The organism is Xanthomonas theicola (assembly GCF_014236795.1).
Taxonomy (GTDB): Bacteria; Pseudomonadota; Gammaproteobacteria; order Xanthomonadales; family Xanthomonadaceae; genus Xanthomonas_A; species Xanthomonas_A theicola.
Genome location: NZ_CP049017.1, coordinates 1,956,088 through 1,977,296 on the forward strand (window position 1 = coordinate 1,956,088; position 21,209 = coordinate 1,977,296).

General features: G+C 65.8%; 19 protein-coding genes and 2 pseudogenes. 13 read left to right on the forward strand and 8 right to left on the reverse strand.

The annotated features are described in order from the left end of the window. Positions 1-24: 24 nt before the first annotated feature. Positions 25-912, reverse strand: coding sequence for a methylisocitrate lyase (gene prpB / locus G4Q83_RS08980; RefSeq protein WP_128418658.1), 888 nt, complete (start codon positions 910-912; stop codon positions 25-27). Between the two features lie 117 nt (positions 913-1,029). Between prpB and G4Q83_RS08985 the strand changes: the two genes are divergently transcribed. Beyond that, positions 1,030-2,265, forward strand: coding sequence for a citrate synthase family protein (locus G4Q83_RS08985; protein ID WP_128418657.1), 1,236 nt, complete (start codon positions 1,030-1,032; stop codon positions 2,263-2,265). Between the two features lie 450 nt (positions 2,266-2,715). Then, positions 2,716-2,919, forward strand: a pseudogene (locus G4Q83_RS08995) (IS30 family transposase); the annotation flags it as partial. Between the two features lie 28 nt (positions 2,920-2,947). Here the strand turns inward: G4Q83_RS08995 and G4Q83_RS09000 are convergent. From G4Q83_RS09000 to rfbB, 5 genes and pseudogenes are all read right to left on the reverse strand, one after another. Continuing rightward, positions 2,948-3,177: pseudogene (locus G4Q83_RS09000) on the reverse strand (transposase); the annotation flags it as partial. Next, positions 3,177-4,073: a dTDP-4-dehydrorhamnose reductase gene (gene rfbD / locus G4Q83_RS09005; RefSeq protein ID WP_128418655.1), complete on the reverse strand. Its 897-nt coding sequence runs from the start codon at positions 4,071-4,073 to the stop codon at positions 3,177-3,179. The gene rfbD and the pseudogene G4Q83_RS09000, both read right to left, overlap by 1 nt. Further along, the gene (gene rfbC / locus G4Q83_RS09010) at positions 4,070-4,627 is read right to left on the reverse strand and encodes a dTDP-4-dehydrorhamnose 3,5-epimerase (protein ID WP_128418654.1); all 558 of its coding nucleotides are present in this window, start codon (positions 4,625-4,627) and stop codon (positions 4,070-4,072) included. The genes rfbD and rfbC overlap by 4 nt, the downstream gene beginning before the upstream one ends. Then, positions 4,624-5,511 carry a glucose-1-phosphate thymidylyltransferase RfbA gene (gene rfbA, locus G4Q83_RS09015; RefSeq protein ID WP_128418653.1) on the reverse strand — a complete coding sequence of 296 codons (888 nt, stop codon included), beginning with the start codon at positions 5,509-5,511 and terminating at the stop codon, positions 4,624-4,626. The genes rfbC and rfbA overlap by 4 nt, the downstream gene beginning before the upstream one ends. A 72-nt stretch (positions 5,512-5,583) precedes the next feature. Beyond that, entirely contained in the window at positions 5,584-6,639 is a 1,056-nt protein-coding gene (gene rfbB, locus G4Q83_RS09020; protein ID WP_128418652.1) for a dTDP-glucose 4,6-dehydratase, read from the reverse strand. A 236-nt stretch (positions 6,640-6,875) separates the two neighbouring features. Here rfbB and G4Q83_RS09025 point away from each other — a divergent pair, with 236 nt between their 5' ends. From G4Q83_RS09025 to G4Q83_RS09075, 11 genes are all read left to right on the forward strand, one after another. Beyond that, entirely contained in the window at positions 6,876-7,622 is a 747-nt protein-coding gene (locus G4Q83_RS09025; protein WP_128418651.1) for an electron transfer flavoprotein subunit beta/FixA family protein, read from the forward strand. Beyond that, on the forward strand, positions 7,622-8,563 hold the full coding sequence (locus G4Q83_RS09030) for an electron transfer flavoprotein subunit alpha/FixB family protein (protein ID WP_128418650.1): 942 nt from the start codon (positions 7,622-7,624) through the stop codon (positions 8,561-8,563). Before G4Q83_RS09025 ends, G4Q83_RS09030 begins: the two co-directional genes overlap by 1 nt. Before the next feature lie 15 nt (positions 8,564-8,578). Next, on the forward strand, positions 8,579-9,565 hold the full coding sequence (locus tag G4Q83_RS09035; protein WP_128418649.1) for a lysylphosphatidylglycerol synthase transmembrane domain-containing protein: 987 nt from the start codon (positions 8,579-8,581) through the stop codon (positions 9,563-9,565). A 108-nt stretch (positions 9,566-9,673) separates the two neighbouring features. Then, positions 9,674-11,062, forward strand: coding sequence for a UbiA family prenyltransferase (locus tag G4Q83_RS09040; RefSeq protein WP_128418648.1), 1,389 nt, complete (start codon positions 9,674-9,676; stop codon positions 11,060-11,062). Beyond that, on the forward strand, positions 11,062-12,369 hold the full coding sequence (locus tag G4Q83_RS09045; RefSeq protein ID WP_128418647.1) for an FAD-binding oxidoreductase: 1,308 nt from the start codon (positions 11,062-11,064) through the stop codon (positions 12,367-12,369). Before G4Q83_RS09040 ends, G4Q83_RS09045 begins: the two co-directional genes overlap by 1 nt. A 2-nt stretch (positions 12,370-12,371) precedes the next feature. Then, positions 12,372-13,100, forward strand: a complete 729-nt coding sequence (locus G4Q83_RS09050; protein WP_128418646.1) for an SDR family oxidoreductase — start codon at positions 12,372-12,374, stop codon at positions 13,098-13,100. 40 nt (positions 13,101-13,140) lie between these two features. Beyond that, on the forward strand, positions 13,141-15,333 hold the full coding sequence (locus tag G4Q83_RS09055) for a hypothetical protein (protein ID WP_343125121.1): 2,193 nt from the start codon (positions 13,141-13,143) through the stop codon (positions 15,331-15,333). A 332-nt stretch (positions 15,334-15,665) separates the two neighbouring features. Next, the gene (locus tag G4Q83_RS09060; protein WP_128418645.1) at positions 15,666-16,610 is read left to right on the forward strand and encodes an NAD-dependent epimerase/dehydratase family protein; all 945 of its coding nucleotides are present in this window, start codon (positions 15,666-15,668) and stop codon (positions 16,608-16,610) included. A gap of 28 nt (positions 16,611-16,638) precedes the next feature. Continuing rightward, entirely contained in the window at positions 16,639-17,946 is a 1,308-nt protein-coding gene (locus tag G4Q83_RS09065) for an NAD(P)/FAD-dependent oxidoreductase (RefSeq protein ID WP_128418644.1), read from the forward strand. 29 nt (positions 17,947-17,975) lie between these two features. Beyond that, positions 17,976-18,347 carry a GtrA family protein gene (locus tag G4Q83_RS09070; RefSeq protein WP_128418643.1) on the forward strand — a complete coding sequence of 124 codons (372 nt, stop codon included), beginning with the start codon at positions 17,976-17,978 and terminating at the stop codon, positions 18,345-18,347. 184 nt (positions 18,348-18,531) lie between these two features. Continuing rightward, complete coding sequence (locus G4Q83_RS09075) at positions 18,532-20,259, forward strand: hypothetical protein (RefSeq protein ID WP_128418642.1); 1,728 nt, start codon at positions 18,532-18,534, stop codon at positions 20,257-20,259. Between the two features lie 82 nt (positions 20,260-20,341). Here the strand turns inward: G4Q83_RS09075 and G4Q83_RS23245 are convergent, their stop codons facing one another. Both G4Q83_RS23245 and G4Q83_RS23250 read right to left on the reverse strand, forming a co-directional pair. After that, entirely contained in the window at positions 20,342-20,503 is a 162-nt protein-coding gene (locus G4Q83_RS23245; protein ID WP_246432330.1) for a hypothetical protein, read from the reverse strand. Positions 20,504-20,632: 129 nt separating this feature from the next. Further along, positions 20,633-21,175 carry a methyltransferase domain-containing protein gene (locus tag G4Q83_RS23250; RefSeq protein ID WP_246432331.1) on the reverse strand — a complete coding sequence of 181 codons (543 nt, stop codon included), beginning with the start codon at positions 21,173-21,175 and terminating at the stop codon, positions 20,633-20,635. Positions 21,176-21,209 lie beyond the last annotated feature (34 nt).

The following is a 21,209-nucleotide window of genomic DNA, read 5'->3' on the forward strand; positions in this document are numbered from 1 at the left end:
CTCGGGCAAGGGAACCGGCGTGGATCATGCGCCCTTGCCGGCGAACAAGGCGTCCAGGCGCTGCTCGAAGGCATGGTAGCCGATGCGCTCGTACAGCTCCTCGCGCGTCTGCATCGTGTCCACCACGTTCTGCTGGTGACCGTCGCGGCGGATCGCCGTGTACACCGCCTCGGCGGCCTTGTTGGCGGCGCGGAACGCCGACAGCGGGAACAGCTGGATCGCCACGCCGGCCCGGGCCAGTTCGTCGCGGGTGAACAGCGGGGTCTTGCCGAATTCGGTGATGTTGGCCAGCACCGGCACCTGCACCGCATCGACGAAGCGGCGGTAGGTGTCCAGGTCGTAGGCGGCCTCGGCGAAGATGCCGTCGGCGCCGGCGTCCACGCAGGCGATGGCGCGCGCGATCGCCGCATCCACGCCGTCCACCTGGATCGCGTCGGTGCGCGCGATCAGGAAGAAGTCGGCATCGGTCCTGGCATCGGCCGCCGCCTTGACCCGATCGACCATCTCAGCCTGGCTCACGATCTCCTTGCCGGGCCGGTGACCGCAGCGCTTGGCCCCGACCTGGTCCTCGATATGGCAGGCGGCCGCGCCGGCCTTGATCAGCGACTTGATGCTGCGCTCGATGTTGAACGCGCTCGGGCCGAAGCCGGTGTCGATGTCCACCAGCAGCGGCAGGTCGCACACGTCGGTGATGCGGCGCACGTCGATCAGCACGTCGTCCAGGGTGTTGATGCCCAGGTCCGGCAACCCCAGCGAACCGGCGGCGACGCCGCCGCCGGACAGGTAGAGCGCCCGGTAGCCGGCGCGTTGCGCCAGCAGCGCATGGTTGGCGTTGATCGCGCCGATCACCTGCAGCGGCGATTCGGCGGCCAGCGCGGCGCGGAAACGGGCACCGGCGGAAACGAGGGACATGAGCGGCTCCTGGCGAAGGGCGGCAGCCCGCAGGGGCGTTCCGCAATGGCGGCCAATCTGGCACCATCGGCCATTGCAATCAATCTTGATTCAATGAATCAACCTATTGTCCCTTCCATGCCTGACGCAGCCGACCGCAACCTGATCTCCGCCGCCGAGGCCTGCGCCCTGCTCGGCATCAGCAGCGCCACGCTGTATGCCTACGTGAGCCGCGGCCTGCTCGGCTCGCGCGCCGGCGCCGACCACCGCAGCCGCGCCTACCTGCGCGCGGAGGTGGAGCAGCTGGCCCAGCGCAAGCGCGTCGGCCGCGGTGCCGCGCGCGGCGCCGCGCAAAGCCTGGACCGCGGCCTGCCGGTGCTGGAGACGCGCATCGCGCTGATCCGGCCCGACGGCCCCTATTACCGCGGGCGCTCGGCGGTGGCCGCCGTGCGCGAGGGCGCCGGCCTGGAGGACATCGCGCGGCTGCTGTGGGACTGCCAGGACGAGAATCCGTTCGCCGCCGCCACGGCAGCGCCCTGGCCGCCGCGCGTGGCGCCGCTGGCCGGCGACGCCACGCTGCCGCCGCTGGAGCGCGCCATGGCCTGCATCCCGCTACTGGCCCTGCAACTGCGCCAGCCGCTCAACGCCGCGCCGCACGTGCGCCGCGAGATCGCCGCCACCCTGCTGCGGCAGAACGCCGCCCTGCTGGTCGGCACCCAGCCGGACACCCGGCCGGTGCATCGCCTGATCGCCGACCGCTGGCGCCCGGGCGATGCCGACGTCGCCGAGCTGGTGCGCGCCGCCCTGGTGCTGTGCGCCGACCACGAACTCAACGTCTCGGCGTTCGCCGCGCGCGTGGTCGCCTCCACCGGCGCGCCGCTGCACGCCACCGTCAGCGCCGGCCTGGCCGCGCTGTCCGGCCCACGCCATGGCGGCGCCACCGCCCGCGCCCACGCGCTGTTGCGCGACGCCCAGGACGCCGCCAGCCCGGCCGCCTGCATCGGCGAACGCTGGCAGCGCGGCGACGACCTGCCCGGCTTCCACCACGCGCTGTACCCGGACGGCGACCCGCGCGCGGCCGAGGTGCTGCGCCTGCTGCGCGAACGTGGCCGCGGCAGCGCTCGGATGCGGCATGTGGAGGCCGTGATCGCCGCGGCCAGGGAATGCAGCGGGCAGCCGCCCAACATCGACGGCATGCTCGCGGCGATCTGCTTCATCCACGACCTGCCCGCCACGCATGCGCTGGTGCTGTTCGCCGCCGCCCGGTTGTCCGGCTGGCTGGCGCATGCGCTGGAGCAACAGGCACTGGGCAAGCTGATCCGCCCGCGCGCTCGCTATGCCGGGACCATGCCCGACGGTTCGGTAGCGGCCTGAGCGCGGCGGCTTGCGCGGCAGGCACCGCACTGCACGTGGCGCCTTCGCATGCGCGCAACACACACATGCAGGCCCGCCCCTACTCTTCTCCGGCGGAATCGATCCCGAATCCGGCGCAGTGTCGAAAGCACATGCCGCCGCCGGATCGCCGCGTTGCCATGCCTGCGGCAGCGAGCAGGTCGGCGTCGGTCGGGCCGGACCAGGCATGCCCGCCGCCAACACCGTGTCGACAGTATGCGAATGTACGCCATGCGCAGCCTCAACCCGCAGCGCGCCGCCATCCTCGCCTACGTCCACGACTGCACCGAGTCTGGCCGAGATCGCCGCGCGCTTCGCTTCGGCTTCGCCTCGCAATGCGGCGCGCAAGCACATGCAGGCGCTGGTCGAGGGCGGCGCGACCGGCGGCGGCACGGCACGCAGCCGCAGGCGTGGCGGGGCATGACTCATGCGCCATGGCGGCGCGGCAGCAACGGGAACACCAACGGCCTGTTACGCCAATTTCTTCCCAAGGGCCTGGATGTGCCCCAAGCCAGCCAGGACGATCTCAATCGCGTGGCCAGGCCGATGAACAGACGGCCGCGCAAGACCGTCGACGGGGCAACGCCAGCTCAGGAAATCCTGCTGTTCAAATCACGTGTTGCACTTGATCGTTGAGACCCGGCACAGGGCGCAATGAACGTGCATTGGTCTGTACCGCAATCAGGAACGGCTGTCCGTTCTCCGATCCGCGTCCGGGCTTGCCACCGTTACGCTCGCCGCCGAGATAGGCATCGTCGCTCTGCACGAAACCGGCCAAATGCTGTGCTTCATCCGCCAGGCGGTCTTGTCGCTGACACCCGGATGGCGCATCGACTCCAGCGCGGCCATGTTGGTCTTGGTCGCGGTCGACAGATGCAACGCCAGCATCCAGGTCAGCCGGCGAGTTCGCCGAGCACGCGGCGCAGGCCCTCGCGCCACTCCGGCAGGACGACGCCGAAGTCGCGTTGGAGCGTGGACGTATCCAGCCGCGAATAGGCCGGGCGCCGGGCGGGCGTCGCGTACTCGGCGCTCGGGATCGGCAGCACGCGCGGCGCCCGCTCGATCAGCCCGAGGCCGGCGGCCTGGGCGAAGATGGCCTCGGCGAACGCATGCCAGCTGGCCTGCCCCGCTGCGGTCAGGTGCCAGATGCCGCGCGCGGCGGTGCCGCTGCCCAGCACCTGCGCGGTCACGTCGGCGATCAGCGCGGCCGGCGTCGGCGTGCCGACCTGGTCGGCCACCACCTTGAGCTCGTCGCGCTGCGCGCCGACGCGCAGCATCGTGCGCAGGAAGTTGCCGCCGTGCGAGGCGTAGACCCAGGCGGTGCGGAAGATCAGGAACTGCCCGCCCGCGGCGGCGATCGCCTGTTCGCCGGCCAGCTTGCTGTGCCCGTACACGCCCAGCGGCGAGGTCGGCGCGTCCACCGCGTAGGGCGCCGTGCCCTGCCCGTCGAACACGTAGTCGGTCGAGTAGTGCACCAGCGGCACCGCGTGCGCGGCGCACCACTGCGCGATCACGCCCGGCGCCTGGGCATTGGCGCGGAATGCCGCCTCGCGCTCCTGCTCGGCGCGGTCGACCGCGGTGTAGGCGGCCGCGTTGACCACCCGGTCCGGACGCAGCCGGTCCAGCAGCGCCGTCAATGCCTGCGGCTGGTCGAAGTCGGCCCGCTCGCAGGCGCTGCCGTCGGCCAGCGTACCGCTGCGGGTGGTCGCGACCACCTCGCCCAGCGGCTGCAGCGCGCGCAGCAGTTCGTGGCCGACCTGGCCGTTGCCGCCGAAGACCAGCAGCCTCATGGCACGTACAGCGGCAGGCGCTCCTCGGCGATGTCGGCCAGGAACGGTGCGACCGCGTCCTTGCCCGACAGCAGCGGCTGGCTGATCGGCCAGTCCACGCCGATCGCCGCGTCGTCCCAACGCACGCCCGCGTCGGCTTCCTTCACGTACACGTCGGTGCACAGATAGCTGAACACCGCACGCTCGGACAGCACCGCAAAACCATGCGCGAAGCCCTCCGGGATCCAGAACTGCCTCTTGTTTTCCGCGCTCAGCACCACCGCCGCCCAGCGCCCGAAGTGCGGCGAGCCGCGACGGATGTCCACCGCCACGTCGTAGACCTCCCCTTCCAGCACGCTGACCAGCTTGCCCTGCGGCCGCGGCCACTGGTAATGCAGCCCGCGCAGCACGCCCTTGACCGAGGTGGACACGTTGCTCTGCACGAATTTCGTCGGCAGGCCGTGGGCGCCGAAACGCTCGGCGTTCCAGGTCTCGAAGAACACGCCGCGTTCGTCGCCGAACACCGCCGGCTCGATCGCCACGCAGCCGGGCAGATTGGTTTCAATGACTTTCACGGGACGATTCCTCGGACAGCCAGTTCATGCAGATATTTGCCGTAATCGTTCTTCAACAGCGGCGCGGCGAGTTTCTCCAGCTGTGCGGCATCGATCCAACCCTGGCCGAACGCGATCTCCTCCGGGCAGCACACCTGCAGCCCCTGCCGCGACTGGATGGTCTCGATGAAGTTGGAGGCCTCATGCAGCGACTGGTGGGTGCCGGTGTCCAGCCAGGCATAGCCGCGGCCCAGCGGTTCCAGGTGCAGGTCGCCCGCCTCCAGGTAAAGGCGGTTGAGATCGGTGATCTCCAGTTCGCCGCGCGGCGAAGGCGTCAATGCGGCCGCGTGGTCGCTGGCCTGGCCGTCGTAGAAGTACAGGCCGGTGACCGCATAGTTGGAACGCGGCTGGGCCGGCTTTTCGGCGATGTCGATGACCTTGCCGGTCTGGTCGAACTCGGCCACGCCGTAGCGTTCCGGATCGTTGACCCAGTAGCCGAACACCGTGGCGCCCTGCTGTCGCGCGTCGGCGCGGCGCAAGGTCTCGGTCAGGCCGTGGCCATGAAAGATGTTGTCGCCCAGCACCAGGCAGCTCGGCTTGCCGTCGATGAACTCGCGGCCGATCAGGTAGGCCTGCGCCAGACCGTCCGGACTCGGCTGCACCGCGTATTCCAGGCGCATGCCCCACTGCGAGCCATCGCCCAGCAGCGCGCGGAACAAAGCCTGCTCGTGCGGGGTGTTGATGATCAGCACCTCACGGATGCCGGCCAGCATCAGCACGCTGAGCGGGTAGTAGATCATCGGCTTGTCGTACACCGGCAGCAGCTGCTTGCTGACGCCCTGGGTGATCGGATACAGCCGGGTGCCGGAGCCACCGGCCAGGATGATGCCCTTGCGTTGTGTCATGAAGTGCTTCCTTTGGATGCCCGCGCATGGATCCGCGGACTCTGATCTACGGCCTCTGGCCAGGGGCTCGCGTTATGCCGCCGTGCCGATGCGTTCCAGGCGATAGCTGCCGTCGAGCACGCCCTGCACCCAGGCCTGGTTGGCCAGGTACCAGTCCACCGTGGCGGCGATGCCCTGCTCGAAGCTGTACGTCGGCTCCCAGCCCAACGCGTTCTTCAGCTTGGAGGCGTCGATGGCGTAGCGACGGTCGTGGCCGGGGCGGTCGGCGACATGGGTGATCTGGCTGGCGCGGGGCTTGCCGTCCGCGCGCGGGCGGCGCGCATCGAGCAACGCGCAGATCGTCTGCACCACCTCGATGTTCTGCTTCTCAGCATTGCCGCCGACGTTGTAGGTCTCGCCCACCCCGCCCTTGGCGAGCACGGTGCGGATGGCCTCGCAGTGGTCGCCGACGAACAGCCAGTCGCGCACCTGCTTGCCGTCGCCATAGACCGGCAGCGGCTCGCCGGCCAGGGCCTTGGCGATCACCAGCGGAATGAGCTTTTCCGGGAAATGGTACGGGCCGTAGTTGTTGGAGCAGTTGGTGGTCAGCACCGGCAGGCCGTAGGTGTGGTGGAACGCGCGCACCAGATGGTCGGAGGCGGCCTTGGTCGCCGAGTACGGCGAGTTGGGCGCGTACGGCGTGGTTTCGGAGAACTTGCCGTCCTCGCCCAGGGCGCCGTAGACCTCGTCGGTGGACACGTGCAGGAAGCGGAACGCCGCCCGCGGGCCTTCCGGCAGCGCCTTCCAGTGGTCGCGCACCGCTTCCAGCAGGCCCAGGGTGCCGACCACGTTGGTCTGCACGAAGGCGGCCGGGCCGTCGATCGAGCGATCGACATGGCTCTCGGCGGCGAAATTGAGCACGGCGTCGGGCCGATGCGCGCGCAGCAGCTGGGCGATCAGGTCGCGGTCGCCGATATCGCCCTGCACGAACACGTGGTCGGGATTGCCTTCCAGCGACGCCAGCGTGTTCAGGTTGCCGGCGTAGGTCAACGCGTCCAGGTTGATCACGCGGACGCCGCGCGACACCGCTTCCAGCACGAAATTGCCGCCGATGAACCCGGCGCCGCCGGTTACAAGCCAAGTAGCCACTGTGACATCTCCTGATCGGGCGCTGCGAGGCGCTGCGCTGCTCAAACCGCGCAGGATATACGCTTTGCCGGGGCTGGTCGCCTCCGTCCGCCGCCGCGTGTTCAGGCTGGCGAGCGACGCCCGATGGCCACCATACGCCATCGCATGGTCCATCGCCGGCGGTTAGAATCCACCGACTGCCCCGCGCCAGCCGCCGCGGCCGGGCCTTCCCGCACTGCTGAAGGATCTCGTACAAGATGAAAATCCTCGTCGCCTACAAGCGCGTGGTGGACTACAACGTCCGCATCCAGGTCAAGCCGGACGGCTCCGGCGTCGTGACCGAGGGCGTCAAGCTTTCCCCCAATCCGTTCGACGAAATCGCCCTGGAAGAAGCGCTGCGCCTGCGAGACGCCGGCATCGCCAGCGAGGTGGTGGTGGTCAGCCTGGCCCCCGCCGATGCCGCCGCGCACCTGCGCAACGGCCTGGCGATGGGCGCCAACCGCGCCATCCACGTGGTCGCCGAGGCCGCGATCCAGCCGCTGACCGCCGCGCGCGCCCTGCTCAAGCTGGTCGCGCAGGAACAGCCGGACCTGGTGATCCTGGGCAAGCAGGCGATCGACGACGACGCCAACCAGACTGGGCAGATGCTGGCCACGCTGTGGGGCCGCCCGCAGGCGACCTTCGCCGGCAAGCTGGTGGTCGCCGACGGCAAGGCCACCGTGACCCGCGAAGTCGATGCCGGGCTGGAGACGCTGGAAGTGGACTTGCCGGCCGTGGTCACCACCGACCTGCGCCTGAACGAACCGCGCTTCATCAAGCTGCCCGACATCATGAAGGCCAAGAGCAAGCCATTGCAGACCCTGGCGTTCGCCGACCTGGACGTGGAGTCCAACGACAGCCTCGTCACCACCCATTACGCCCCGCCGCCCAAGCGCAGCCGTGGGGTGATGGTCAAGGACGCCGCCGAACTGGTGGCCGCACTCAAGAGCAAGGGGTTGGTGTAATGAGCAAGATCCTCGTCGTCGCCGAACACCTGAACGGCCAGCTCAACGCGGCTACCGCCAAGACCGTCAGCGCCGCGCAGGCGCTGTCGCCGGAGGCCATCGACATCGTGGTGCTGGCCGCCGACCCGGCCGCCGTCGCCGCGCAGGCCGCGCAGATCGCCGGCGTGAGCCGCGTGCTCGGTGTCGCCGACCCGGCCAACGCACACGCCATCGCGCAGGTGCTGGGACCGCAGATCGCGCAGCTGGCGCAGGGCTACAGCCACGTGTTCGGCCCCTCCACCACCTTCGGCAAGGACCTGATGCCGGTGGTCGCCGCGCTGCTCGGGGTCAACCAGATCTCCGACCTGATGGCGGTCGATGGCGACTACGCGTTCAAGCGCCCGATCTACGCCGGCAACGCGATCATCAGCGTGCAGGCGCCCGCCGACCAGACCGTGGTCGCCACCGTGCGCAGCGCGTCGTGGCCGGAAGCGGGCAACGGCGGCAACGCCGCGATCGAATCGGTCGAGGTCGCTGCGACGCTGCCCACCCACACCCGCTTCGTCGGGCTGGCCGCGGGCAGCTCCGACCGTCCCGACCTGCAGAGCGCCAAGCGCGTGGTCTCCGGCGGCCGCGGCGTGGGTTCGGCGGAGAACTTCAGGCACATCTACAGCCTGGCCGACAAGCTCGGCGCGGCCGTGGGCGCCTCGCGCGCGGCGGTGGACGCCGGCTACGTGCCCAACGAGCTGCAGGTGGGGCAGACCGGCAAGATCATCGCCCCGGACCTGTACGTGGCCATCGGCATCTCCGGCGCGATCCAGCACCTGACCGGGATCAAGGACGCCGGCACCATCGTGGCGATCAACAAGGATCCGGAGTCGCCGATCTTCGAGATCGCCGACATCGGCCTGGTCGGCGACCTGTTCACCCTGCTGCCGGAACTGGAAGCGGCGCTGGGCTGACGCGAGGCGGTGCCGATGACCCCGCTGCCGCCCTCGGGCACCGACGGCATGCCGCTGCCGCGGCGGCGCATGGACCACCTGGCCGGGTTCGTGCTGCTGCTGTGCGCAGGCTATGTGGCCGCGCTGTTCTGGGTGGACCGCGGCAACGGGACGTTCTCGCGCCTGGGCGAGGTCGGCCACCTGATGGCGCTGGCCACCGTGCCGGTCAGCGCCAGCTACCTTTTCCGGTATTGGCGCTGGCGCTGGCTGCTGCAGCGCTACGGCCATCCGGTGCCGGCCGCGGCCGGGCTGGCCGGCTACCTGGCAGGCTTCGCGCTGACCGCGACGCCCGGCAAGGCCGGCGAATTGCTGCGTATCCGCTATTTCGCCCGCATGGGCGTGCCGGCACGGCGCACCATCGCCGTGTTCGTGTTCGAGCGCGCCTGCGACCTGCTGGTGATCCTGGCGCTGTCGCTGCTGGCCGCTCCGGTATTTCCCACGCTGGGCGCGCTGGCGGCGGTGGTCCTGGCCTTCGTGGGGCTGTTGTTCGGCGCGGCGGCCTGGCCGCCGTTGCTGGATCGACTGACTGCGCTGGTGCGATGGATTCCTGGCCGCTGGCTGCAGCGCCCGGCGCATTTCGCGCTGGCCGCGGCGCTGGAACTGCGCGGCTGCCTGGGCCTGCGCCAGTTCGGGCAAAGCATGTTCGCCGGGCTGATGGCCTGGGGACTGACGGCATCGGTGTTCGTCGGCCTGTGCCTGGGCATGGGGCTGGACCTGGACCCCATCGTCGCGTTCGGCATCTACCCGCTGGCGATGCTGGTCGGCGCGCTGTCCTTCGTCCCCGGCGGCGTCGGCACCACCGAGCTGGCGATCGTGCTGATGCTCGACCGCCTCGGCATCGCCACCGCCGACGCGATCGCCGTGGCGGTGGCCGCGCGCCTGGTCACGCTGTGGTACGCCATCCTGGTCGGCGCGCTGGCGATGCTGCGGGCCGAGTTCCTGCCGCGCGAAGAGGGCGCTTGATTGGATAGGTATAATCGCGGCCCCCGCAATGCACCGCCAGGCCATCGGATGCCCGCCCCTACCAGTCCTCCGCCCCACCGTCCGGCAGTTTCGGGGCGCGCCCTGTGCGTGGATCTGGATGGCACCCTGCTGAACTCGGACATCCTCTACGAGTCGGTGCTGGGGCTGCTGGCGCGCAATCCGCTGTACCTGTTCCTGCTGCCGCTGTGGCTGCTGCGCGGCAAGGCGGCGCTGAAGCGCGAACTGGCCTCGCGCGTCTCCCTTCCGGTCCAGACCCTGCCGTACAACGAGAAAGTTCTGGAACTGCTGCGCACCACGACGCAACGCCCACGCGTGCTGTGCACCGCCTCCGACGCCCTGCTGGTGACGCCGATCGCCGAGTACCTGGGCCTGTTCGAGCAGGTGATCGCCAGCGACGGCAAACGCAATCTCTCCGGGCGCAACAAGGCCAATGTTCTGGTCGACGCGTTCGGCGCCGGCAATTTCGACTATGCCGGCAACGGCAACGTGGACCTGCATGTGTGGGAGAAGGCCGGCGGCGCCTGGGTGGTCAACAATGGCACCGCGCTGCGCGAGGCCGCCGCACAGCGCACCACGGTGCATGCGCACTGGCCCGCGCCGCCGCGCGCCCGCGCCTGGCTCAAGGCGCTGCGGCTGCACCAGTGGCTGAAGAACCTGCTGGTGTTCGTCCCCTTGCTCACCGCGCACCGCTTCCTGGATCCGGAGTCGGTGCTGCAGGCGGCGATCGCGCTGGTCGCGTTCGGGTTGTGCGCGTCCGGCGTGTACGTGCTGAACGATTTACTCGATCTCACCCCGGACCGGCAGCATCCGCGCAAGCGCAAGCGTCCGTTCGCCGCCGGTCGCCTTCCCCTGCTGCACGGCCTGTTCGCCGCGCCGGCGCTGACCGTGGCCGGGCTCGCACTGTCGCTGGCCTGCAACCTGGAATTCACCCTGGTGCTGCTGGCCTATTACGTGATGACGCTGGCGTACTCGCTGTGGCTGAAGCGGATCGTGATGATCGACGTGGTGCTGCTGGCCGCGCTGTACACGGTGCGCATCATCGGCGGCGCGATGGCGATCGACATCGCGCTGTCGTTCTGGCTGCTGGCGTTCTCGATGTTCATTTTCCTGTCGCTGGCCCTGCTCAAGCGCTACACCGAGCTGCACGCGATGCTGAGCAGCGGCAAGACCAAGGCCAGCGGGCGCGCCTATTCGGTGGAGGACCTGTCGCTGCTGCAATCGATGGGCGCCGCCGCCGGCTACATCGCGGTGATGGTGATGGCGCTGTACATCAACAGTCCCGAGAGCGTGGAGCTGTACCGCCATCCGAAAGTGCTGTGGCTGGTCTGCCCGGTGCTGCTGTACTGGGTGAGCCGGGTGTGGGTGATCGCGCACCGCGGCGACATGCACGACGACCCGATCGTGTTCGCCGCCACCGACCGGGTCAGCCAGGTGGTGGCGGTGCTGTGCGGACTGTTCGCCCTGAGCGCCATCTGATGGCGGCCGCGGGGCAATCCTGGGGACGCTATCCGAAGGCGAGGCAGGTGTTGCTGCCGATCACCGACCGCGCGGCGGAACTGCCTGCGTTCGACGGCCATGCGCTGCCGCGCGGCAATGGCCGCAGCTATGGCGACAGCTGCCTGAATCCGGACGGCACCTTGCTGGCGACGCGTAGCCTGGACCGGTTCATCGGATTCGATCCGGCGACCGGCCTGCTGCATTGCGAAGCCGGGATCACCCTGGCCGAGATCATCGAGCTGGCCTTGCCGCAGGGCTGGTTCCTGCCGGTCACCCCGGGCACGCGCTACGTGACGGTGGCCGGGGCCATCGCCAACGACGTGCACGGCAAGAACCACCACCGCACCGGCAGCTTCGGCCACCATGTGCGTGCGTTCGAACTGCTGCGCAGCGACGGCACGCGCCGCGTGTGCACGCCCGACGACGATGCCGAGGGCTGGTTCGCCGCCACCGTCGGCGGCCTGGGCTTGACCGGCCTGATCACCTGGGCGCAGATCCAGTTGCGCCGGGTCGCGAGCGCCGCCCTGGAAACGGAGAACATCCGCTTCGGCTCGCTCGACGAGTTCTTCGCCTTGTCCGCGGCTTCCGCCGACAGCCACGAATACAGCGTCGCCTGGATCGACTGCCTGGCCAGCGGCCGCGCGCGCGGCCGCGGCCACTTCACCCGCGCCGACCATTGCCCGGGCCTGCCGGAAGAGCGGCCCAAGCCCCCGGGTGCGGGCCTGCCGATGCCGCTGACGCCGCCGTTCTCCCTGGTCAACCAACTGTCGCTGCGGCCGTTCAACGCGCTGTATTTCTGGCGCCAGCCTGCGCGGCGCAAGCGCTTCGTCAGCCACTTGCTGCCGTTCTTCTATCCGCTGGACGGCATCCGCGACTGGAATCGGATGTACGGCCCGGCCGGTTTCCTGCAGTACCAATGCGTGCTGCCGCCGGCCGCCTCGCGCGACGGGATCGACGCGTTGCTGGCAGAGATCGCGCGCAGCGGCAGCGGCTCGTTCCTGGCGGTGCTGAAGGAATTCGGCAACGCGCGCTCGCTCGGCATGCTGTCGTTTCCTCGCCCGGGCACCACCCTGGCGCTGGATTTCCCCAATAGCGGCCCGGAGGTGTTCCGGCTGCTCGAGCGGCTCGACCGCATCGTCGACGCGGCCGGCGGCGCTCTGTACCCTGCCAAGGATGCGCGCATGGCCGCGACCTCGTTCCAGCGCGCCTACGGCCGCTGGCAGGAATTCGCCGATTATCTCGATCCACGTTTTTCTTCCGGCTTCTGGCGCCGGGTCACGGAGTAGACATGCAACGCGTCCTCATCATCGGTGCCACCTCGGCCATCGCCGAAGCCACTGCCCGACGCTACGCCGCACGCGGCGCGGCGATCCATCTGCTCGGCCGCCAGGCCGCGCGCCTGGACGCGATCGCGGCCGACCTGTCAGTGCGCGGCGCCAGGAGCAGCGTCGGCGTGCTCGACGTCAACGACGGCGCGCGCCACGGCGAAGCGTTCGACGCGGCATGGGCGGCCCTGGGCGGCGTGGACGTGGTCCTGATCGCCCATGGCACCCTGCCCGACCAGGCCGCGTGCGACGCCTCGGTCGAGCTGTCGCTGCGCGAGTTCGCCACCAACGGCACCTCCACGATCGCGCTGTGCGCCGCACTGGCGCCGCGCCTGGCGGCCGGTGCGACGCTGGCGGTGATCTCCTCGGTCGCCGGCGACCGCGGCCGCGCCAGCAACTACCTGTACGGCAGCGCCAAGGCTGCGGTCAGCGCCTACCTCAGCGGCCTCGGCCAGCGCCTGCGTCCGGCCGGGATCAACGTGCTGACGATCAAGCCGGGCTTCGTCGATACGCCGATGACCGCCGCCTTCAAGAAGGGTGCGTTGTGGGCGAAGCCCGACCAGATCGCCAAGGGCATCGTGCGCGCCGTCGATCGTCGTCGCGCCGTCGCCTACCTGCCGGGTTTCTGGTGGGCGATCATGTTCATCATCAAGTCCATCCCCGAATTCGTTTTCCGCAGGATCAAGCTCTGACATGACCGGTCGACACGTCGAGCTTGGCATGAGGTACGCCATGCGTAGGCTTGACAGCGCCCGCGACGCTTTTAGTGTCCACGTCGGGCAACGTGCAACGCACGTGGCTCTCTTTGCATGCCTGCTGATTTTGGGCGGCTGTAACCTCTATCCGGATCCCGCCTTGGTCATCGATGGCGGCTGCGCCCCGGCCAGTTCGCCGTTTCTGGTGCAGGAAGCCAAGATAAAGGGCCGAATCACCTTTTGCCAAGGCGGCGATGCCTGGACCGGCAAGATTGAATCGCAGCGCTATCCTCCTGGCACACAGCATATCGAAGTCATGCTCTCGGGCTATCCGGGTTCGGCCGGAGTGATTATCAGCGCCGTCACCAGCACCGGAAAAATCGCACCTCTCACGGTTCCAACGCAACCGGGCGAGCACTGGCAGCGCGCGATGCTGGCAGTCCCGCGCGACATCGCGCAAGACGGATATCGTCTACGTATCGACGACCAGTCCCGTAATCCATTCGGCTGGGCCGGCCTTGGCGATTCGAGGGGCGGCCCCGCCATTGCCTTGACCAGCGGACTGCTACCAATGCTGGTCGCTATGTTACTCGGCAACTGCTGGCTGATCGCCGTCTCGTTGTGCCTACCTGCAGGCCAGCCCGCACGGGATCGCCTGCTGCAGGGTGTACTTGCCGGAGGCTGCGGGTGGTTTCTGATTTTCCTGAACTATGTGCTTTCTACGAAACTCGGCAGGGGGATGGGCCTGCTATTACTTATCCTCCCCTTCCCACTCGCACTAATGATAGGGCGTCGGCGTCGCACATGGCTGTCGGAAGTCGCCGATCTACAGTACGCCCTGCTTCCCGTCCTGATGCTCGTGTGTCTTGTACTGTGGATTGGATTGTTCCCTTTTCACTGGAACGGGCAACCCAATGGAGATCCAGCGTTGCGCTGGCGGGGGCTGACGATCGATGCCTGGCTGCCGATGCTGTTCGGCGACATGCTTGCGCACGGCAGACTAGATATCCCGATGATCGGCGACTGGCTAAGTAGCGACCGCCCTCCGCTGCAGGTAGGCCTCTATTTGATGCTTTACCCGCTGCTGCCAAAGACCCACGCATTGGTGTATCAGGGCATCTCGAGCTGGGCTCAGGCATTGGTGCTGTTGCCGGTGGCATCGCTGCTCTCACGCTTCATGGACAAGCGGGCGCAGGCGATAGCATTGTTCGTGCTCAGCATCTCTGCGTTGATGCTGTTCAATACACTTTTCGTCTGGCCCAAGCTACTGGCCGGGGCATTTTCACTCATTTACTACATCGCACTGTTTCCGGCTGACGGGCTACCCAGACGCTGGTGGCAAGCGGGCGTCGCTGCGGCGATGGCACTGCTTGCGCATGGCGGCGCGCTGTTTTTCATCGTCGGCGTTGCCCTCTTGCATTTGTGTTGGTATCAACGCCAAAGCCTTGCAATGCTACTACGAACAGGACCGGTGGCAGCTGCCCTCTATCTGCCTTGGATTGCATATCAACGATTTATCGACCCACCGGGCGACCGGCTCATAAAATGGCATTTTGCTGGTAAAATCGCTGTCAGTGACGAGAGTGCAACGCATGCAATTGTCAGTGCTTATTCGCAACTGACTCCGGAACTCTGGCTATCTACCAGACTGCAGAACTTCGCGGTGATCGTCCAAGGCGCGCTATCGGTACCATACGATGCGTGGAAGGTGATAGCACAACAGGATCCTCTATTCCTTTCCCGCTTTATCGACGACGACTTCGTCTATCTGTTCCACTCGATGTGGTTCGCCTCACCGATATTGCTGCTCCCTTGCATGGTGGTGATGTATTGGCGTGGCCGACACCGATCCGATCCGGCATTCAAACATCTGCTGCAAGCGCTGATGTCCGTCGTCGCGACGACCCTTGTCTGGGTGACCCTCATCTTCGAAGGGGGAGCGACGACCATACATATCGGCGCCTACGCGTCTGTGCTGCTCCTGCAGCTCGCCGTCCTCGCCGCCGCATGGCGCACCAATCAGGTGCTCTTTCATGCAATCTGCATGGCAAACATATCCGTGACCCTGTCTGCATATGTATTCGATCGGCAATTCCTCCCTGGAGTGCAATCGGTTTATGTACTGGTCAGCGTGCTACTGTGCGGCGGACTGGCGGCGGCAACGCTGACCGCCTCTGGATGCCTGGGTCGGCGGCGCACGGACGCCACTGTCGGCACGAGTGCCTCATGAATTCCGCATTGGACATATGGGTGCCCCTGCCTCGGCATTCGGCCCCGCCGCCACATCCTGCGCAAGCAAGCGCGACACGCCGGAACGTCAGGACCGCTGCAGTGGCGGCCTATTCTGAGGCCCGACACCGAGTTTCTGTATGATCTCCAACACGGTGACTACTGAAAGGTCCGGCCTGCGGCAACATGTCAACCGGGTTGTCGTCGCTGGTCCGAAGCAATGGATCGCGGCTCTCCGCTTCTTCCTTGCGCAATCAAACAACGACCGACGCAAGAGTCACCATGCACGCTTCGCCGACGTAGCGTCCCAATCATCCGTTTTCGAGTTCATTCATGGCACAGAAGAATGACAAGATCGTCTTGACCGGCGCCGCAGGCCTGGTGGGACAGAATCTCATTGTCGAGCTGAAGCAGCAGGGCTATACCCAACTGGTAGCCATCGACAAGCATGAACACAACCTCGACATCCTGCGCAAGCTGCATCCGGACGTACGGACGGTCCTTGCCGACCTGGCGGCGCCGGGTGAATGGGCTAGAGCTTTCGAAGGCGCCCGGCTGGTGGTCCAACTACATGCACAGATCACCGGCAAGACCACCGACCTGTTCGTCCGCAACAATTTGACCGCCACCGAGCACGTACTGGCCGCCTGCAGGGCGGCAGAGGTGCCATACGTGGTGCACATCAGTTCGTCAGTGGTGAACTCTTCGGCCAAAGACGACTACACCAATACCAAACGCGAGCAGGAAGAGATGGTCGTGGCCAGTGGCCAGCGGCATTGCGTGCTTCGCCCAACCCTGATGTTCGGCTGGTTCGACCCCAAGCACCTCGGCTGGCTATCGCGCTTCATGGCTCGCACGCCGGTTTTTCCGATTCCCGGCGACGGCCGCTTCATGCGCCAACCGCTGTATGAACGCGATTTCTGCCGTTGCATCGCCAAGTGCATCGAAACCGAACCGGATGGCGCTGTGTACGACATCGTGGGCGACACCCGCGTGGACTATGTGGACATCATCCGCACCATCAAACGGGTCAAGAAGCTGCGTACGCTTATCGTGCATATCCCAATCGACTTTTTCGCGCTCCTACTGCGCACCTACTCGCTGTTCAGCAGCAAGCCCCCGTTTACTGCCGACCAGCTCAGGGCACTCAGCGCTGGCGATGACTTCAAGGGCGTCGATACCGAGGCCGTATTTGGCGTACGTCAGACACCGTTCGAGGAGGCCATTCGCGAAAGCTATACCGACCCGCGCTACAGCCACATCGTGCTGCAGCGTTGACCAGACAGGACAAACGGAAAATATTGGAATGAGCAAATTTGCCATCATCGGCAGCGGTCCCATGGGTCTCATGGCAGCCCTGGAGCTGCTAAAGCAAGGCCATGCGGTCGATGTGTACGAGCGCGACGACCGCATCGGCGGCATGTCGGCAGATTTCGATTTCGACGGCCTGCGCATCGAGCGCTACTACCACTTCATCTGCAAGACCGACTACCCGCTGTTCAAACTGCTCGACGAGATGCAGCTGTCCGACCGTCTGCATTGGACGGACACCAAGATGGGCTATTACTACGCAGGCAAGTTGCACAAGTGGGGCACTCCGTTCGCGCTGCTCGGCTTCCCGCACCTGGGACTGGTCGACAAGATCCGCTACGCCCTGCACGTGATGCACACCAAAGGCATCAAGGACTGGACCGCGCTGGACAAGGAAAACGCGCGCGACTGGATCACCCGCTGGATCGGGCCGAAGGCCTACAAGGTCATGTGGGAAAAGGCATTCGCGCTAAAGTTCTTCGAGTACCAGAACGACCTGTCCGCGTCATGGATCGGCACGCGCATCAAGCGCGTGGCGCTATCGCGGCGCAACTTGTTCAATGAAAGCATGGGTTACCTGGAAGGTGGCTCGGCGGTGCTGCTCGACCGTATGGCAGGAGAGGTCCGTCGCCTGGGCGGCAGCATCCTCCTCGGGCACCCGATCGAAGAAGTCACTTCCATGGCGGGCAAGGTGACCGGCATCCGCACTCCCGAGGCACAGCATACCTACGACGGCGTGGTCTCCACTGCACCGATCCAGTACGTGCCTGGGCTGGTGCCTGGTTTGCCAAAAGCCTATGCCGACCAGGTCGGGGCGATCGAAAACATCCCCGTAGCTTGCGTGATCCTGAAACTTTCGCATCCGGTGAGCGAGAACTTCTGGATGAATATCAGCGATGAGCGCATTGCCATCCCGGGCCTGATCGAATACAGCAATCTCAATCCAGGCAAGGGATCGGGCGAACACATCGTATACGCACCGTACTACATGCCCAAGAGCCATCCGAAGTGGCAGTGGAGCAACCAGCAGCTCATCGATGAGGTCATCCGCTACCTGCCGATGATCAACCCGGCGTTCAAGCCCGAGTGGATCCGCGCGACACATTGCCACCGCTATGAGTACGCGCAGACCATCTGTCCACCCGGATTCCAGGACATGCTGCCGCCAATGAAGACGCCGCTGGAGGGCTTCTACATGGCCGACACGGCGTACTACTACCCCGAAGACCGCTCGATCAACGAGAGCATTGCGGTGGGCAGCACGCTCGCCAAGCTGGCCGCGCAAGGAACCAACAGCAAGTGAAGGCGTCCCTACCATCCCGTCAATTCGTGATGTTCCTTGCCGCCGGCGGATTTGCGGCGGCAGTCAACTTTGGCTCTCGCATCGCACTGGGCCATTGGATGAGCTACGTGCCATCCATCGTCATCGCGTACCTGCTCGGCATGGTCACTGCGTTCACCCTAAACAAGCTGCTCGTGTTCAGCGAGGCCGGCAACCGCCTCCACCACCAGGTCATGTGGTTCATCGCGATCAATCTGGCCGCGGTGGTGCAGACGATCCTGATCAGCCTGCTGTTCGCGCGGTGGCTGTTGCCAACCATAGGCGTCGATTTCCACAACGAGACGATCGCCCATGCCATCGGCGTGGCCGTTCCGGTCATCACGAGCTACATTGGCCACAAGCATTTTTCTTTCCGGGCATGAACATGTCCGGCCCGTCGCTGTCGGCAAACGGCCATGGCACTTGCCGCGCCAGCCTCCAGCGTAAGGTCGCCGCGCCGCCGCAGGCTCCCACTTTTGCCACCACCTCGATTCCTTCGCGCGGCATTGGCCGTTCGTTTTTCAGGGTGCGTACATGAACGTCACTTCGAATAGGGAACAACGTCCCGTGAACCAGACCAGCCTCGACGATCGCTTCGTACCTGCCAGAGCGCTGCCCCCGCTTCCCGAACATAGCCTGGGGCACTGGCGGGGCTTGCTTGCCGCCTGGTGGCTCGTCGGCGGGCTGCTCATCCTGATCAGCACGATCGTCGGTGTCGCCATGCACTTCTCGTCCACGCTCTACATGGACGAATGGGACGGCATGATCGGGTTCTGGCAGAAAATCGCTCATGGCGATACGAGCGCTTGGTGGGCTCAGCACAACGAACACCGGATCGTTCTGACACGCGCTCTGTTCTGGCTGGATCTTCATTTCTTCAAGGGTCAGGGCTATCTGCTTGTTCCTGCAAATGTAATATTGCATCTGGCGATAGCCGGCGTTTTCATCTTCGGTTACGTGCGCTTCGCCACGCAGCGCCACTCACTGGCCGTCATCGCAGGCGTGGTGCTCGCAGGGCGCTTCCTATGGATGCAGGACGATAATCTTACCTGGGGCTTCCAGAGCCAGTTCATCGCCGTCTATTTCTTTGCGATCGCCTCGTTTCTGGCATACAGCCGATCCCGGCCGGACGGGCCTGTCGCGCCTCAACTGCTTGGCTTGGCGCTGGCTTTCACCTCCATGCTCAGCATGAGCAATGGGTTGATCGCATTCCCCGTCCTCGTCGTGATGTCCTTCATGCTCCGACTGAGGTGGAAGCATCGAGTCCTGGCCATTGCAAGCATGGCAATCGCCTGGGCCGCGTATTTCCGCGGCTACCGAAGTCCGCCCTACCACGCATCTCCCGTGGATGGCGTCCTGCACCACCCCGTCGAAGTCGTCCATTACGCACTGAACTTCCTGGGCTCGCCAGCGGCATTCCTCGGAGCCGGCCTGCATGCACCACTCATCGTCGGAACGCTACTGCTGCTGACGGTGTTTGCGATGACCATTTTCATCCTGCGCCGCGGAGAACTCAACAGCTATCGGCTGTACATCGGCGCCGCGTTCGCGTTCGCCGCCGTCGCGGCGTTGTTAGCCGGCAGTGGCCGCTACAATCTGGGCCTGGGCACCGCTGTCGCTAGCCGCTACACCACGCCTGCACTGATCGCCTGGGTCAGCGCGTTTCTGCTGTTTGCGGACATTGCCGGCAAGGCCCGGTTCTGGAACGTTGCCGCAATCCTTGGGGTTATCGCCCTACCCGCTGGCCTATTGAGCCAACGCGCCATGCTGACCATGCCGCCGCAACCCTTCTACCGCGACGTCGCAGTTCTGGGGGTCAAGATGGGTGTCAGGGACGGCAGCTACATCGACTGGATGTACCCCCGCAACGGACAGGACATCGTGGTGTCCCTGATGAATTATGCCGACAAGGAGGGTCTGACGGTGTATGGCAAGGACTGGGTTCGCTCGATTGGCACGCTCAAGTTCTCACGCGACCGTGTGGATGCTACCGCGTGCAAGGGATCGTTCGACAACGTCAAGGCGATCGATGGCGCATGGTTGCTCAACGGCTGGGCGCTGGCCCCAGGAAACGACAAGGCCAAACTGGTCGTGTTCACAGAGCAGGACGACGCAACCGTTGGCTATGGCGTGCTAGGCGAAGATCGCCCTGACGTTGCGCAAGCCGTACCTGGCGCATCCAGCACGACAGGATGGCGGGGCTACGTCGTCAAGGCAAATGGCAGGGTAAGCGCGTGGCTCTACACCGACGGTAAATTCTGCCCTCTCGCATCGAACATCGATTTCCGGCCATAGACGCATCCCACTGCACAAGGTCCAGCCGCTGCGCTGCATACTCTGCAATACATGTGCACGAGGGACCATAGGTCCCTCTCGATCAAACCGGCGTCAACGAACGCAGCTTGCGCCCAAGCCTGTGCACAAGTGAAGCCTTTTTGCGGATGGTGAAAAATCCCTGCGGCAAAAGACCGGGGTCATCCACGAACGAAATGGACCGTGCCCGCGAACCGATCTCCCGCTCGACGAATGCAGACGGCATGGCGGCCCATCCGTAGTTCGCGGCGTCTAGGATGTCAGCGTTGCCAGCACCGCCGCGTATACATGCCCGCCTGCGCTGTAGCGGCGGCGAGCTTCCGCAGGATCGGCGAACATCGGGGCGTAATCTTCTTCATACTGATTGCAGCCGCTTTCCTTGAGTGAGCACGCCTGGCAAAGCTCGAGGAAAATGATCGGTCGTGGTGGTCATGACCAACGTGCCGCAAGGCGCAAGCACGCGCATCAATTCGGACAGCCCGAACTTCGCCGAAACCTCGAAAAGATGGGAGAACACCGAGAAGGAATAGATGACGTCGAAGTAGCCATCGTCGTAAGGCAGGCGCGCACTGGAACCGATCCTGCTGAGGTTACCCGCGACACCGGTGGATCTGGCCATATCCAGAACGGCCTCGTCGACATCCACACCGTGCAGGCAGGCAGCGTCGACGTCATTGAGAAAAATGGATGATGCGCCCCCAACCCACGTCGAAATCCAGCACTGGAGACTTCTGCGAAGCGGGTAGCTCCTCTTCTTGACGATCTTGGGGAACGTGAAGGCCTCAGCCAGCGCCTCTTCGTTGGATTTGCCTACAAATACTTCCTGCTGGTAACCGACGGAAACCCCGGCAATCCAAGCGATGGGTCGTTTATGGAACGAAGAATCCGCTCGTACCATTGTTGATCATCCATTTCGTTGCCTCGTCTGTCGA

What these genes read in the sequence shown, in the direction of transcription:
- G4Q83_RS08985 (WP_128418657.1), top strand. Translation starts at nt 1,030, where the DNA reads ATGCCTGACGCAGCCGACCGCAACCTGATCTCCGCCGCCGAGGCCTGC.
- G4Q83_RS09045 (WP_128418647.1), top strand. Translation starts at nt 11,062, where the DNA reads ATGGCGGCCGCGGGGCAATCCTGGGGACGCTATCCGAAGGCGAGGCAG.
- G4Q83_RS09050 (WP_128418646.1), top strand. Translation starts at nt 12,372, where the DNA reads ATGCAACGCGTCCTCATCATCGGTGCCACCTCGGCCATCGCCGAAGCC.
- G4Q83_RS09025 (WP_128418651.1), top strand. Translation starts at nt 6,876, where the DNA reads ATGAAAATCCTCGTCGCCTACAAGCGCGTGGTGGACTACAACGTCCGC.
- prpB (WP_128418658.1), bottom strand. Translation starts at nt 912, where the DNA reads ATGTCCCTCGTTTCCGCCGGTGCCCGTTTCCGCGCCGCGCTGGCCGCC.
- G4Q83_RS09055 (WP_343125121.1), top strand. Translation starts at nt 13,141, where the DNA reads ATGCGTAGGCTTGACAGCGCCCGCGACGCTTTTAGTGTCCACGTCGGG.
- G4Q83_RS09060 (WP_128418645.1), top strand. Translation starts at nt 15,666, where the DNA reads ATGGCACAGAAGAATGACAAGATCGTCTTGACCGGCGCCGCAGGCCTG.
- rfbD (WP_128418655.1), bottom strand. Translation starts at nt 4,073, where the DNA reads ATGAGGCTGCTGGTCTTCGGCGGCAACGGCCAGGTCGGCCACGAACTG.
- G4Q83_RS23250 (WP_246432331.1), bottom strand. Translation starts at nt 21,175, where the DNA reads ATGGTACGAGCGGATTCTTCGTTCCATAAACGACCCATCGCTTGGATT.
- G4Q83_RS09030 (WP_128418650.1), top strand. Translation starts at nt 7,622, where the DNA reads ATGAGCAAGATCCTCGTCGTCGCCGAACACCTGAACGGCCAGCTCAAC.
- G4Q83_RS09070 (WP_128418643.1), top strand. Translation starts at nt 17,976, where the DNA reads ATGTTCCTTGCCGCCGGCGGATTTGCGGCGGCAGTCAACTTTGGCTCT.
- G4Q83_RS09035 (WP_128418649.1), top strand. Translation starts at nt 8,579, where the DNA reads ATGACCCCGCTGCCGCCCTCGGGCACCGACGGCATGCCGCTGCCGCGG.
- rfbA (WP_128418653.1), bottom strand. Translation starts at nt 5,511, where the DNA reads ATGACACAACGCAAGGGCATCATCCTGGCCGGTGGCTCCGGCACCCGG.
- G4Q83_RS09065 (WP_128418644.1), top strand. Translation starts at nt 16,639, where the DNA reads ATGAGCAAATTTGCCATCATCGGCAGCGGTCCCATGGGTCTCATGGCA.
- G4Q83_RS23245 (WP_246432330.1), bottom strand. Translation starts at nt 20,503, where the DNA reads ATGCCGTCTGCATTCGTCGAGCGGGAGATCGGTTCGCGGGCACGGTCC.